Origin of the sequence: Streptomyces seoulensis (genome assembly GCF_022846655.1) — a bacterium.
Taxonomy (GTDB): Bacteria; Actinomycetota; Actinomycetes; order Streptomycetales; family Streptomycetaceae; genus Streptomyces.
In genome coordinates this window covers 5164017-5177146 of record NZ_AP025667.1, presented here as the reverse complement: position 1 = coordinate 5177146, position 13130 = coordinate 5164017, and the positions used below count along the sequence as shown (strand labels likewise).

12 protein-coding genes are annotated in these 13130 nt (G+C 72.7%); 8 read left to right on the top strand and 4 right to left on the bottom strand.

The genetic code is table 11. The features are described from left to right. Positions 1–9: 9 nt before the first annotated feature. Together HEK131_RS23750 and HEK131_RS23745 are read right to left on the bottom strand one after the other, a co-directional pair. A complete protein-coding gene (locus tag HEK131_RS23750; RefSeq protein ID WP_244336955.1) occupies positions 10–2868 on the bottom strand; it encodes a tetratricopeptide repeat protein in 2859 nt (952 codons plus the stop codon). After that, a complete protein-coding gene (locus tag HEK131_RS23745) occupies positions 2865–4706 on the bottom strand; it encodes an HSP90 family protein (protein WP_244336953.1) in 1842 nt (613 codons plus the stop codon). Before HEK131_RS23745 ends, HEK131_RS23750 begins: the two co-directional genes overlap by 4 nt. 205 nt (positions 4707–4911) lie before the next feature. Between HEK131_RS23745 and recG the strand changes: the two genes are divergently transcribed. From recG to mutM, 8 genes are all read left to right on the top strand, one after another. Continuing rightward, positions 4912–7113, top strand: coding sequence for an ATP-dependent DNA helicase RecG (gene recG, locus HEK131_RS23740; protein ID WP_244336951.1), 2202 nt, complete (start codon positions 4912–4914; stop codon positions 7111–7113). A gap of 130 nt (positions 7114–7243) precedes the next feature. Beyond that, a complete protein-coding gene (gene rsmD, locus HEK131_RS23735) occupies positions 7244–7831 on the top strand; it encodes a 16S rRNA (guanine(966)-N(2))-methyltransferase RsmD (protein ID WP_217464778.1) in 588 nt (195 codons plus the stop codon). Next, positions 7828–8337 (top strand): pantetheine-phosphate adenylyltransferase, encoded by a 510-nt coding sequence (coaD, locus tag HEK131_RS23730; protein ID WP_161147796.1) that lies wholly within the window; start codon positions 7828–7830, stop codon positions 8335–8337. The genes rsmD and coaD overlap by 4 nt, the downstream gene beginning before the upstream one ends. A 106-nt stretch (positions 8338–8443) precedes the next feature. Then, positions 8444–9553, top strand: coding sequence for an ATP synthase F0 subunit B (locus HEK131_RS23725; RefSeq protein ID WP_244452130.1), 1110 nt, complete (start codon positions 8444–8446; stop codon positions 9551–9553). 136 nt (positions 9554–9689) lie between these two features. Then, on the top strand, positions 9690–10343 hold the full coding sequence (locus tag HEK131_RS23720) for a YceD family protein (protein ID WP_217464779.1): 654 nt from the start codon (positions 9690–9692) through the stop codon (positions 10341–10343). Between the two features lie 2 nt (positions 10344–10345). Continuing rightward, the gene (gene rpmF, locus HEK131_RS23715; RefSeq protein WP_003951102.1) at positions 10346–10519 is read left to right on the top strand and encodes a 50S ribosomal protein L32; all 174 of its coding nucleotides are present in this window, start codon (positions 10346–10348) and stop codon (positions 10517–10519) included. Positions 10520–10527: 8 nt separating this feature from the next. Further along, positions 10528–11379 (top strand): ribonuclease III, encoded by an 852-nt coding sequence (gene rnc / locus HEK131_RS23710; RefSeq protein ID WP_217464780.1) that lies wholly within the window; start codon positions 10528–10530, stop codon positions 11377–11379. Positions 11380–11464: 85 nt separating this feature from the next. Then, positions 11465–12325, top strand: a complete 861-nt coding sequence (gene mutM / locus HEK131_RS23705) for a bifunctional DNA-formamidopyrimidine glycosylase/DNA-(apurinic or apyrimidinic site) lyase (RefSeq protein WP_217464781.1) — start codon at positions 11465–11467, stop codon at positions 12323–12325. On the opposite strand, the gene HEK131_RS23700 is transcribed toward mutM, so the two are convergent. Further along, positions 12298–12723, bottom strand: coding sequence for a winged helix-turn-helix transcriptional regulator (locus HEK131_RS23700; RefSeq protein ID WP_244336949.1), 426 nt, complete (start codon positions 12721–12723; stop codon positions 12298–12300). The genes mutM and HEK131_RS23700 overlap by 28 nt on opposite strands. 65 nt (positions 12724–12788) lie before the next feature. After that, a complete protein-coding gene (locus HEK131_RS23695) occupies positions 12789–13088 on the bottom strand; it encodes a hypothetical protein (protein WP_244336948.1) in 300 nt (99 codons plus the stop codon). Between the last annotated feature and the right edge of the window lie 42 nt (positions 13089–13130).

Below are 13130 nucleotides of genomic sequence, written 5' to 3'. Positions count from 1 at the left end.
GAACCGGACTCACCCGGCCGCCTCCAGCAGGCGGGCGGCCGCCTCACGCCGGGCGCGGACGGTGTCGTCCGTGTCGTCGGCGCCCTCGTAGGCGGCGAGCACCGCACGCGCGCGTGCCCTCGCCCCGGCCGTCCGGCCGAGGTCGCTCTCCAGCGCCGCGGCGGCCAGTTCGGCGCCGGTACGGCCGTGCAGACCGTCCGCGCCGAGCGTGGCGAACAGCGCGGCCGACCGCTCCAGCTCCGTCAGCGCCGCCTCGCCCTGCCCCTCGGCCACCTTGGCCAGCAGCTCGCCGAACTGGCGGTGCGTGTGGGCGAGTTCGGTGGTGAGCCGGGCCCGCTCCAGAGGGTCGTCCGCCTCCGCGAGGGCGTCCTCGCACACGTCCACCGCCCGCCCCATCAGCGCCCGCGCCCCCGGCACCCCCGCCTCCAGCCGGGGCGCCAGCCAGGCGCGGGCCCGCAGCGCCCGCACGGTGAAGTACGGGTTGCCCAGCGCCTCCCACAGCTCGCCCGCCCGGACGTAGGCGCGGTCCGCCTCCGCCGGGAGATCCGCCTCGCCCAGGGACTCACCGGCCAGGTGCGCCAGCGTCGCGTGGTCCTGCTGCTCCGGCCAGTGCTCGGCGATCCCGGCCGCCAGCAGCCGGTGCTCGGCCGCCTCCCGGTGCTCGCCCAGCTCGCTCAGACAGTCCCCGAGCCACCAGCGCGTCTGCACCAGCGCACCGTCCCCGTGGACCTCCGCGGACAGCTCGGACAGCGCCGACTCCAGCACCTCGGCCGCCTCCGTCCAGCGCCCCTGGCGCAGCAGCAGCCCGCCCAGCAGATGCCGGGCCCAGGCGCCGAAGGTGCCGCTCTCGCCCGCCTCGTCCGCCCAGCGCGCGGCCCGCAGAGCGTGCCCGGCAGCCTCCTCGGTACCGCCCCGCGCGCCGATCAGCTCGGCCAGTTGGAGATGCAACTGGGCCCGCCCGGTCGGCTCCACGTACGCCCCGCCGTGCTCCAGCGCCGCCAGCAGCGCCCGCTCGGCCTCGGCCGGCTCCCCGAGCTGCTGGGCCAGCGCCCCCACCCGCGCCTCGTACTCCACGGCGAACCAGGGAAGCCCCGCCCCCGTGTACTCGGCGGCGGCCCGCCGGAACAGGTCGGCCGCGCGGGCCGGGTCCCCGCCCAGCTCGGCCAGCTCCGCCAGCATGGCCCGCGCCTCGGCCCCGCGCGCCACCAGCCGTACGTCGTCCCCGGTGCGGCCGCCGACGAACGCCAGCACCTCCCGCGCGGCCCGCTCCGCCTCCTCGCCGGGTGCCCCCTCGTGGACGCACCGCATCAGCACCCGGGCCCTGCTGATCAGCACCGCCGCCGTCGGCCGGGGGCCGGTCGCCTCCTCCGCGTACAGGGCGAGCACCTCGTCGTACAGGCCGTCGACCGTCCTCAGCGCCGCGTCCGCCTCGCCCGTCAGCGCGCGTACGTACGCTCCACGCGCGCGTGCCGCCAGCGCCTCGCCGGGGTCGCCCGCCTCCGCGTACAGGGCGGCCGCCCGCTCGAAGACGGGGACGCCGTCGGGGCCTAGGGACATCGCCTCGTTGTCGGCCAGCTCGGCACGCGCGCGTGCGTCGAGCCCGGCACCCTCGGCGGCCCGCGCGAGGGCCGCCCACGCCTGCGGGGCGTCGGGCTGGAGGGTCTCCGAGAGCCGCCGGGCCCGTGCCAGCAGCTCGGGCAGGTCCGGCTCCTTCTCGGGGCCCTCCTCGGCCACGGGAGGCGGCGCCGCGACCGGAGCCGTCCGCACGCCCAGCGGCAGGCGCTCCACCAGCGGCTCCGCCGCCATCCGGGCGCGGGTCCGGTCACCGATGTGCGAGGTGCCGTTGCGCTCGTCGAACCGCGCGGCCAGCTCCAGCGCCTCCGCACGCGCGTGCGCGGCCAGCTCCCGCGCGGTCCACGTCCGCCCGGTGGGACCCGGCACCTCCCGGGCGCCCAGGCCGAGCGCGGTCAGCCGGTCCATCAGCAGCGCCACCACCGCCAGGAACTTCAGCCGGCTGCGCGGATGCCCGGTGTCGGTGAGATACGCGGGCCGCTCCGCCAGCAGCTCCAGCCCTCGTGCCTCGTTCCCGGTCAGCGCGCAGAACTCCACATGGTCGGCATACGCGTCCCGCATGCTCTCCATCGGCCGCACCAGCCTCAGCCCCCGCAGATGGTGCGCCCGCGCCTCCTCCACCCGGCCGAGCCGCAGCAGCGGCGCCAGCGAGCGGGCCAGCACCCCGTGCGGCTCGTGCGCACAGCCGAACTCGCCCTCCAGCACCGGCCGCCACAGCTCCAGCGCCTCGGCGTCCCGGCCCGACTCCACCTGCCAGCGCCCCTGCCCGTGCAGCTCGCAGGCGTGGCAGTCGGCCATGTCGTCCCGGTCGGCGGCCAGCCACGCCGTGTACGCCCGCCCGGCCCGCGCCCCGTCCCCGACGTGCGCGGCCACACTGAACTCCGCAGCCCGCACGGCCCGTTCGGAGTACCCGGCGATCCGGTACCGGCGCTCCATCTCGCCGAGCCAGGTCTCCACCGACGCCAGCGGGACGTGCGGCCGGCCCAGCATGCCCGCCGTCATCCACTTGAACGTCCAGTGCAGCGTGTGCGCCTCGTACGCGTCGAAGTCCTCCGGCCGCTCGTCCCACATCCGCAGCAGCCGCGCGAACGGCACGAACGCCCGGTCCTTCTCCGAGCTGTAGGTGTAGACCTTCACCTGATGGCCGAGCGCCTCGATCACCGCGAGCGGGATGTCCAGCTTCTCGGCCTCCGTGAGGAGTTCCTCCGCACGCGCGTTGCGCGCCGGGCCCTCCGGCCGCTCCGAGTTCTCCGCCAGCGCCAGCCGCAGCGCCTCGAAGTCCGTGATCCCGCTCATCGCCCCTCGCCCTCCCCGAGCGTCGCCCACTCCAGCAGAGCGGCGAACGCCCTGTTCACCAACGCCGAATCGGCCGGGCGCAGCGAGCGCCGGGCCAGCAGCAGCGCCTGCCCGTACAGTGCCTCGGCCGCCGTGCCGGTCAGCGCCGGGTCGGTCAGTGCACCGACGCGCCGCACCAGCGGACTGAGATGGTTCAGCACCAGCCGGGCCCGCGGGGCGGTGCCGCGCAGCGAGCCCAGGATGCCCGCCCACAGCTCGTCCGCCCGCTCCTCGGCGTCCGCCCGCGCCTGCTCGTGCCGCGCCGACCGGTCGTCCAGCAGCAGCGCGGGCACCGACACCGGATGGAACGCCCGCAGCACCACGTCGCAGCCCAGCGCGTCGAGCCTGTCGCGCGCGGCCGCCAGGAAGGCCGACAGCGCCAGTTCCTCCGCCGGGGCCACCGCGTCCAGATGCGCGGTCACCGTGTCCGCGTCCAGCTCCGCGACCACCGTGCCCGGCCGCACCGACGGCAGCGCCTCCACCAGCTCGGTGTCGTAGGTGTAACCCCCGTTGACCACCCCGACGCCCTGCGCGGCGGCGATCGGCGCGACCTGCCGGAACTCCTCGACGCTCCGGGTGAAGTGCACCACCGGGTGCCGCCGCGCGAACTCCTCCAGCGACAACTGCCCGTCACCGGTCTCGAACGGCAGCCAGGGCAGCATGACCCGCAGCATCTCGCGGTCGTGCCGGGCCAGCGCCCGCACGCCCAGGTGGTGCACGTCCAGGAACGCCGCCAGCCGCTCCGGATCACCGGCCGCGAGCCCCGTCAGCCAGTCCCGCACCCGCTCACCCAGCGCCTCGCGCACGGCGGCCAGCGTCTCGTCCTCGTACAGCGCCTCACGCGACGCCGTGGGCCGCAGGGTGTCCGTGTCGAGCACACAGCGCACGAAGAACGCCCAGTCCGGCAGGAGCTGTTCGGCCCGCTCGGTGAGCAGCATGCCCTTCAGATGCACCCGGTGCGTGGCCCGCTGCGCCGGGCTCACCGCCGAGGGCAGCACGTACGCCACCCCGCGCACCCCGGCCAGCGGCACGTCCAGCGTGATCGAGTCCAGCGGGGTGAACCCGAACAGCTCCCGGCAGTGCGCCTCCAGCGCCGCCCGCCGCTCCGCCGGGCTGGGCCAGGGGCGGTCCCAGGGCGCCGGGAGATCCGTGACCGGCTCGTCGTCCACCCGCACGTCGTACGGCAGCAGCGCGCCGAAGTCCCGCGCCAGGGTGCGCACCCGCGCCGGCGACAGCCACTCGCCGGCGCCCGCCCGCGCCACCAGATGCACGGTGGTCCCCGGCTCCGGCCGCGCCGCGTCCGGCAGGGTGCGCACGGTGTACGAACCGTCGTCGGCCGCCGTCCACTCCACCGGCGGCGCATCGGGCGTACGGGCGCTGCGGCTGACCACCCGGATGCGCTCGGCGACCACGAAGCAGGCCAGCAGGCCGATGCCGAACCGGCCGAGGAACCCCGAGCGGGTCTCTTCCAGGCCCTCCGCCCGCTTGGAGCTGCGGCCGATGGTCGCCAGCAGGGTGTGCACGTCCGACTCGGTGAGCCCGATGCCGCTGTCCTCCACCCGCAGCCCGCCCCGCCCGTCCGGGTACAGCCGCACCCGCGCCGGGGCGCCGGGCTCCTCGGCGCGCCGGGCGGTGACGGCGTCCACGGCGTTCTGCAGCAGCTCGCGCAGATAGACCTTGGGGCTGGAGTACAGGTGCTGGGAGAGCAGGTCCACCAGACCACGCAGGTCGACCTGGAAGGTGTGGGGCGGCGGGGACGGCTGAGAAGCCGGGGATGACTGGGAGGTCTGGGAGTCCATCGTCACGGCGCCGGCGGGGGGAGCTTCGGGCGGCGCGGGGTCGGGCGGTTCCGGTGCCGTGGGGGCGGTGACCGCGGGGGATGGCCGGAGCGGGCCATCCTAGGCCCGAAGGCCCGAGCTGACCAGGGAATCCCGCGATGTGTACGCGACCGCCCGCGCCGTGCGCGGGGTCACCTGTACGGCGATGTCGGTGCCGTGGTGTGCAATGGATCTCGTGCCCGCACTGCGAGAACCCCTGAAGAAGGTGCTCGGTCCCGCCACCGCGAAGGTGATGGCCGAGAACCTCGGCCTGCACACCGTCGGCGACCTCCTGCACCACTACCCCCGCAGATACGAGGAGCGCGGCCAGCTCACCCACCTCGCCGACCTCCCCATGGACGAGCACGTCACCGTGGTCGCCCAGGTCGCCGACGCCCGGCTGCACACCTTCGCCTCCGCCCGCGCCCCGCGCGGCAAGGGCCAGCGGCTCGAGGTCACCATCACCGACGGCAGCGGCCGGCTCCAACTGGTCTTCTTCGGCAACGGCGTGCACAAGCCGCACAAGGAACTGCTGCCCGGCACCCGCGCGATGTTCTCCGGCAAGGTCTCCGTCTTCAACCGCCGCATGCAACTCGCCCACCCCGCGTACGAATTGCTGGACAAGGACGCCGAGGACGGCGACGAGGCGGCGGAGAGCTGGGCCGGCTCCCTCATCCCGATCTACCCCGCCACCGCCAAGCTGGAGTCCTGGAAGATCGGCAAGGCGGTGCAGACCGTACTGCCCAGCGTCCAGGAAGCCGTCGACCCGCTCCCCGAGTCGCTGCGCGAGGGGCGCGGCCTGGTCGAGCTGCCCGAGGCCCTGGTCAAGATCCACCGCCCCGCCACCAAGGCCGACATCGCCGACGCCCGCGCCCGCCTGAAGTGGGACGAGGCGTTCGTCCTCCAAGTCGCCCTCGCCCGCCGCCGCTACGCCGACACCCAGCTCCCCGCCGTCCCCCGCCGCCCCCTGGACGACGGCCTCCTGACCGCCTTCGACGCCCGCCTCCCCTTCACCCTCACCGACGGCCAGCAGCGCGTCTCCCAGGAGATCTTCACCGACCTCGCCACCTCCCACCCGATGCACCGGCTGCTCCAGGGGGAGGTGGGCAGCGGAAAGACGATGGTCGCCCTGCGCGCCATGCTCGCCGTCGTCGACGCCGGGGGACAGGCGGCGATGCTCGCGCCCACCGAGGTGCTGGCCCAGCAGCATCACCGGTCGGTCACCGAGATGATGGGGGCGCTGGCCGAGGGCGGCATGCTCGGGGGCTCCGAGCACGGGACCAAGGTGGTGGTGCTGACCGGGTCGATGGGGGCCGCCGCCCGCCGGCAGGCCCTGCTGGACATCGTCACCGGCGAGGCGGGCATCGTCATCGGCACCCACGCGCTCATCGAGGACAAGGTCCAGTTCCACGACCTCGGCCTGGTCGTCGTGGACGAACAGCACCGGTTCGGCGTCGAGCAGCGCGACGCCCTGCGCGGCAAGGGCAAGCAGCCCCCGCACCTGCTCGTCATGACGGCCACCCCGATCCCGCGCACGGTCGCGATGACGGTCTTCGGCGACCTGGAGACCTCGGTCCTGGACCAGCTCCCGGCCGGCCGTTCCCCGATCGCCACCCATGTCGTCCCGGCCGCCGACAAGCCGCACTTCCTCGCCCGCGCGTGGGAGCGCGTCCGTGAGGAGGTGGAGGGCGGCCACCAGGCGTACGTCGTCTGCCCCCGCATCGGCGACGAGGACGAGAGCGCCGCCGAGAAGAAGGCCGCCGAGGGCGACAAACGCCCCCCGCTCGCCGTCCTCGACATCGCCGACCAGTTGAGCCGGGGCCCGCTGCAGGGCCTGAAGGTGGAGGTGCTGCACGGCAGGATGCACCCCGACGACAAGGACGCCGTGATGCGCCGCTTCGCCGCGGGCGAGACGGACGTCCTGGTCGCCACCACCGTCATCGAGGTCGGCGTGAACGTCCCCAACGCCACCGCGATGGTCATCATGGACGCCGACCGCTTCGGCGTCTCCCAGCTCCACCAGTTGCGCGGCCGCGTCGGCCGGGGCTCGGCCCCCGGCCTGTGCCTGCTGGTCAGCGAGATGCCCGAGGCCAGCCCCGCCCGCCAGCGGCTGAACGCGGTCGCCTCCACCCTCGACGGTTTCGAGCTCTCCCGCATCGACCTCGAACAGCGCCGCGAGGGCGACGTCCTCGGCCAGGCCCAGTCCGGCGCCCGCACCAGTCTGCGCGTCCTGGAGGTCATCGAGGACGAGGAGATCATCGCCGAGGCGAGGGAGGAAGCGGCAGCCGTGGTGGCGGCGGACCCGGAACTGGCCCGGCTACCGGGCCTGCGCACAGCCCTGGAAGCCCTCCTGGACGAGGAGAGGGAGCAGTACCTGGAAAAGGGCTGAAGTGCCTGTCCTTCGAGGGGCGCGGGGAACCGCGCGACCAGCCGCGACGGACCCGCACCCGCCAACGCACCGAAGCAACGCCCCCACCTGCGAAAATAAACAGACGCACCCGTAGAAGAAGGACCCTCACATGACCCGCGTGATCGCCGGTACGGCAGGCGGACGGCGCCTCTCGGTACCGCCCGGCACAGGAACCCGGCCAACCTCGGACCGCGCACGCGAAGCCCTCTTCTCCACCTGGCAGTCCCTCCTCGGCACCCCCCTGGACGGCGAACGCGTCCTCGACCTGTACGCCGGTTCGGGCGCGGTCGGCCTGGAGGCCCTGTCCCGGGGAGCGGCCCACGCCCTCCTCGTGGAGGCCGACGCCCGCGCCGCGCGCACCGTCCGCGACAACGTCCGCAGCCTCGGCCTGCCCGGCGCCGAGGTCAGGGCGGGCAAAGCGGAACAAGTCATCCGTACCGCACCCCCCGCCGAGCCCTACGGACTCGTCTTCCTCGACCCCCCGTACGCCGTCTCCGACGACGATCTCCGCGAGATCCTCCTCACACTCCGCACCGGGGGCTGGCTGACCGGCGAAGCCCTGGTCACCGTGGAGCGAAGCACCAGAGGCGGCGAATTCCGGTGGCCCGAGGGTTTCGAGCCGCTCCGGTCCCGTCGTTACGGCGAGGGAACGTTTTGGTACGGTCGCGCCGCCTCAACGTGCGAAGACGCACGATGACCGGACCCGAGAGCGAGGGATCTCCCGTGCGCCGCGCCGTCTGTCCCGGATCGTTCGACCCGATCACCAACGGACATCTCGACATCATCGCCCGCGCCTCCCGTCTGTACGACGAGGTGTACGTCGCGGTGATGATCAACACCTCCAAGAAGGGGCTGTTCGACGTCGACGAGCGGATCGGCCTGATCCGCGAGGTCACCGCCGAGTACGCCAACGTCCGCGTCGAGGCCCATCACGGCCTCCTCGTCGACTTCTGCAAGCAGCGCGAGATCCCCGCCATCGTCAAGGGCCTGCGCGCGGTGAGCGACTTCGACTACGAACTCCAGATGGCCCAGATGAACAACGGCCTCACCGGGGTCGAGACGCTGTTCGTGCCGACCAACCCCACCTACAGCTTCCTCTCCTCCTCCCTGGTCAAGGAAGTCGCGGCCTGGGGCGGCGACGTCTCCCACCTGGTGCCGCCGCAGGTGCTCACCGCCCTCGCCGGCCGGCTCCGGAAGGACTGACACCGACGGCGAGGTGACAACACGTCACCCGGTGTCGGGCGGCCGCCCCATGGCCGTACAGTCGTCCCGTCCGTCTCCAACACAGCTTTAGAGAGTGGCGAGTCAGGTGGACGTCCAGAACAAGCTCGACGAGATCGTCTCCGCGGTCTCCGGCGCCCGGTCCATGCCCATGTCGGCCTCCTGCGTGGTCAACCGGGCCGAACTGCTCGCGCTGCTCGAAGAGGTCCGCCAGGCCCTGCCCGGCTCCCTCGAGCAGGCGCAGGAGCTGATCGGGGGCCGCGAGCAGATGGTCGAGCAGGCCCGCCAGGAGGCCGAGCGGATCATCGAGACCGCGCGCGCCGAGCGCGGCAGCCTGATCGCCGGCACCGAGGTCGCCCGCCACTCGCAGGCCGAGGCCGACCGCATCCTCACCGAGGCCCGCGCCGAGGCCGAGCAGGTCCGCGCCGAGGCCGACGACTACGTCGACTCCAAGCTCGCCAACTTCGAGGTCGTCCTCACCAAGACCCTCGGCTCGGTCGGCCGCGGCCGGGAGAAGCTGCTCGGCACCGGTCCCGGCCTCGACGAGCACGGCTACGCGGACGAGGACGCCCCCGAGCGCAGCCAGGACCCGGAGACCCTGCGCCACGACGCGGACGCCTACGTCGACGTCAAGCTCGGCGCCTTCGAGGCGGTGCTCGCCAAGACCCTGGAGGCCGTCCACCGCGGCCGGCAGAAGCTGCACGGCCGGATCGCCACCGACGACCTCGGGGCCCTCGCCGACGACACCACGACGTTCCAGCACTCCAGCGACGCCGACTACCTGGCCGACCTCGCCGCGCTCTCCGACACCCCGCCCGCCCCGGCGCCGCGCACACCGGCGCCCCCGGTGCCGCCGGTGCCGTCCCAGGAACCGGTGTACGAGCCGCAGGAGGCGTACGGCTACCAGCAGCCCGACGCCTACCCGGCGGCCTACCCCCAGCAGCCCGGCTACGCCCCGCAGGAGGCGTACGGCTACCAGCAGGACCCGTACGCCGCCCCCAACGGCTACGCCCCGCAGGCCGAGGGAGCCTTCCACGGCTACGACGCCCAGCAGCCCGGCTACGACCCGAACCAGCAGCAGGTCCAGCAGCAGGGGCAGCCCCAGCAGGACTACGCTCTGGACGAGGCCAGCCTCTTCGACACCAGCATGATCAGCGCGGAGCAGCTCCGCGCCTACGAGCAGGGCCGGGGGCTGTAGCCGCCCGGGGACCCGATTGGGCCCTGAGCGAAAGGTCCAGTATCCTGGCTGTTCGGTCGCGTGTATCCCCGCGATCAGCGCTGCCCGGAACACCGTCGGGCCGCGTCCCTCCTAGCTCGAAGACCGAAAGCAGGGAATGGCTTCCAACGCACGTCTCGACCACCGCAACCCTCTCGTGATCGACACGCACGAGCTGGGCCGGCGGCCTGGTGCGATGCAACGCCTGACCCGCGAGGTCGACGCCCCCCGGGACCTCGGTATCGAGGGTGTCGTCGGAGTGCCGGAAGGCGCCCCGCTCGAGCTGGAGCTCCGTCTTGAGTCGGTCATGGAAGGGGTGCTTGTCACAGGCACCGCCCGTGCACAGGCCAAGGGGGAGTGCGTAAGGTGTCTGGAGCCGGTCGGGCTGGAGCTCGAAGCGGACTTCCAGGAAATGTTCTCGTACCCTGACGCCGACGACCGTGGCCGCGTTATCGCGGAACCGGGCGACGACGCCGAGGACGACGAGGACAGGCAGTACATCGAGGACGGTCTGATCGACCTCGAACCTCTGCTGCGGGATGCGGTGGTGCTCGCACTGCCGATGCAGCCGGTGTGCCAGGACGACTGTCAGGGACTGTGCTCCGAATGCGGAGCGCGGCTCACGGGCGACCCGGACCACCACCACGACGCCACCGACATCCGTTGGGCGGCATTGCAGGGACTCGCCGACACCATGTCGGACGGCGAGAAGGACGAGATGAGCGGCGACGTGCCTCGATCCGCACGTGCCGACGAGAAGCAGGAGAAGTAGCCGTGGCTGTTCCGAAGCGGAAGATGTCGCGCAGCAACACGCGCCACCGCCGGTCGCAGTGGAAGGCTGCGGTCCCCACCCTGGTTGCGTGCGAGCGCTGCCACGAGCCCAAGCAGCAGCACATCGCGTGCCCGTCTTGCGGCACCTACAACAAGCGCCAGGTCCTCGAAGTCTGAGCGGGCTGGTGAGAGGCACTGTGTCCACTGCCAAGAAGGCGGAGAACGCCGGAGTGAACAGCTCTCGACGACGTGCGAGTGCACCGGCGGACAATATGGCCTCGTCCCACACGCTTCTGGAAGGGCGGCTCGGCTATCACGTCGAGTCCGCCCTTCTGGTGCGTGCGCTGACCCACCGTTCCTACGCGTACGAGAACGGCGGCCTGCCGACGAACGAGCGGCTGGAGTTCCTCGGGGACTCCGTGCTCGGTCTCGTCGTCACGGACACGCTGTACCGCATCCACCCCGACCTGCCCGAAGGCCAACTGGCCAAGTTGCGGGCCGCGGTGGTCAACTCGCGTGCGCTGGCGGAGGTCGGCCGTGGCCTCGACCTGGGTTCCTTCATCCGGCTCGGCCGTGGTGAAGAGGGCACGGGCGGCCGGGACAAGGCATCCATCCTCGCCGACACCCTGGAAGCGGTGATCGGCGCGGTCTATCTCGATCAGGGCCTCGACGCGGCGTCCGAGCTGGTTCACCGGCTCTTCGACCCGCTGATCGAAAAGTCCTCCAACCTCGGAGCCGGCCTGGACTGGAAGACCAGTCTCCAGGAGCTGACCGCGATCGAGGGGCTCGGCGTGCCCGAGTACCTGGTCACGGAGACCGGTCCTGACCACGAGAAGACCTTCACTGCTGCTGCCCGCGTCGGGGGCGTCTCGTACGGCACCGGCACCGGCCGCAGCAAGAAGGAGGCGGAGCAGCAGGCAGCCGAGTCCGCCTGGCGGGCCATCAAGGCCGCCGCGGACGCGCGCGCCACGACGACCTCTGAGGCCGTCGAGGCCGAGGCCGTCAAGGACGACGCACCGTCGTCCGCCACCGCCTGACCGAGCAATCGACCGAGCGCCCGCCCCCGTCCGACGGGGGCGGGCGCTCGGCTCTTCCACACGGTTTTCCCACAGGGGGTTGACGATGCCCGAGTTGCCCGAGGTCGAGGTCGTCCGGCGGGGGCTGGAGCGATGGGTCGGCGGGCGCGTGGTCGCCGAGGCCGAGGTGCTGCATCCGCGTGCCGTGCGACGGCACCTGGCGGGAGCGGACGACTTCACGCACCGGCTGGAGGGGCACCGGTTCGGCACGCCCAGCCGGCGCGGCAAGTACCTCTGGCTGCCGCTCGCGGACACCGGGCAGTCGGTGCTGGCCCACCTCGGCATGAGCGGCCAACTGCTCGTGCAGCCGCACACGGCGCCGGACGAGAAGCATCTGCGGGTCCGGGTCCGGTTCGCCGACGACCTCGGCACCGAGCTGCGCTTCGTGGACCAGCGCACCTTCGGCGGCCTGTCGCTGCACGACAACACCCCCGAGGGCCTGCCCGACGTGATCGCGCACATCGCCCGCGATCCCCTGGACCCGGTCTTCGACGACGAGGTCTTCCACCAGGCGCTGCGCCGCAAGCGGACCACCATCAAGCGCGCCCTGCTGGACCAGTCGCTGATCAGCGGGGTCGGCAACATCTACGCGGACGAGGCGCTGTGGCGCTCCCGCGTCCACTACGAGCGCCCCACGGCCACCTTCACCCGCCCGGTCACCGCCGAACTCCTCGGCCACGTACGGGACGTGATGAACGCGGCCCTCGACGTCGGCGGCACCAGCTTCGACAGCCTCTACGTCAACGTCAACGGCGAGTCCGGCTACTTCGACCGCTCGCTGGACGCCTACGGCCGCGAGGGACTGCCCTGCCGCCGCTGCGGTACGCCCATGCTGCGGCGCCCCTGGATGAACCGGTCCAGCTACTTCTGCCCGAAGTGTCAGCGGGCCCCGCGCGTCTCGTCGTAGCGGGCGCGGGCGGCGAGGACCTCGTCCATGGCGCCCTCCACGCAGTGGATGAGCGCGAGCAGCCGCTCGGCGACCTGGCGGCCGAGCGGGGTGAGTTCGTAGTCCACGCGGGGCGGGTTGACCGGCTGGGCCTCGCGGTGCACCAGGCCGTCCCGCTCCAGCGCCTGGAGCGTCTGGGACAGCATCTTCTCGCTGACCCCGTCCACCCGGCGCCGCAGCTCGTTGAACCGCAGCGGCCCTTCGTACAGCGCGCCCAGCGCCAGGCCGCCCCAGCGCCCGGTGACATGCTCCAGCGTCCCGCGCGAGGGACAGGCCCTGGCGAACACGTCGAAGTCGAACTCCTCGCCCGCCCGCTCCTGGATCTCTTCGCCCGCCCGCTCCTGGATGCTCCCGCTCATGGTGCAAGCGTAGGCGAGCAGGGGGCTAACCGCCAGATTGCGCTCACTGGGGGTTAGCGCTCGCGTCATCCGAGGTCGTGGTGACCGCGCCTCCAAAGCATCCAGAAGGCCAGGAGTGCCACCGTGAATATCAGCGCGAAGTTGAGCGCGGCCACGATCATGAGGACGGGGTACGGCGCGTGCAACAGACCGGGCACCTTGGCGCCGATCATCTCCACGCCCATGAGCAGGGGGAGCCAAGCCGAGAAGAAGCGCCTGCCCTGATCGGGGCCTGCTCCCTTTAGAACCTTGGCCCGGTCCCACCACCAGCCACCGAGCCCCGCGAGGACCAACCCGCACCCCAGCGCCACTACGGACCAGTCCATGAAGCTGAGCATCACATCTCCCTTGGCCAGAAGGGGGATTGT

Excerpts from the sequence above, each read along its gene's own strand:
- HEK131_RS23695 (WP_244336948.1), bottom strand. The coding sequence starts at position 13,088 with ATGGACTGGTCCGTAGTGGCGCTGGGGTGCGGGTTGGTCCTCGCGGGG.
- rsmD (WP_217464778.1), top strand. The coding sequence starts at position 7,244 with ATGACCCGCGTGATCGCCGGTACGGCAGGCGGACGGCGCCTCTCGGTA.
- HEK131_RS23720 (WP_217464779.1), top strand. The coding sequence starts at position 9,690 with ATGGCTTCCAACGCACGTCTCGACCACCGCAACCCTCTCGTGATCGAC.
- HEK131_RS23750 (WP_244336955.1), bottom strand. The coding sequence starts at position 2,868 with ATGAGCGGGATCACGGACTTCGAGGCGCTGCGGCTGGCGCTGGCGGAG.
- recG (WP_244336951.1), top strand. The coding sequence starts at position 4,912 with ATGGATCTCGTGCCCGCACTGCGAGAACCCCTGAAGAAGGTGCTCGGT.
- HEK131_RS23745 (WP_244336953.1), bottom strand. The coding sequence starts at position 4,706 with ATGGACTCCCAGACCTCCCAGTCATCCCCGGCTTCTCAGCCGTCCCCG.
- coaD (WP_161147796.1), top strand. The coding sequence starts at position 7,828 with ATGACCGGACCCGAGAGCGAGGGATCTCCCGTGCGCCGCGCCGTCTGT.
- HEK131_RS23700 (WP_244336949.1), bottom strand. The coding sequence starts at position 12,723 with ATGAGCGGGAGCATCCAGGAGCGGGCGGGCGAAGAGATCCAGGAGCGG.
- mutM (WP_217464781.1), top strand. The coding sequence starts at position 11,465 with ATGCCCGAGTTGCCCGAGGTCGAGGTCGTCCGGCGGGGGCTGGAGCGA.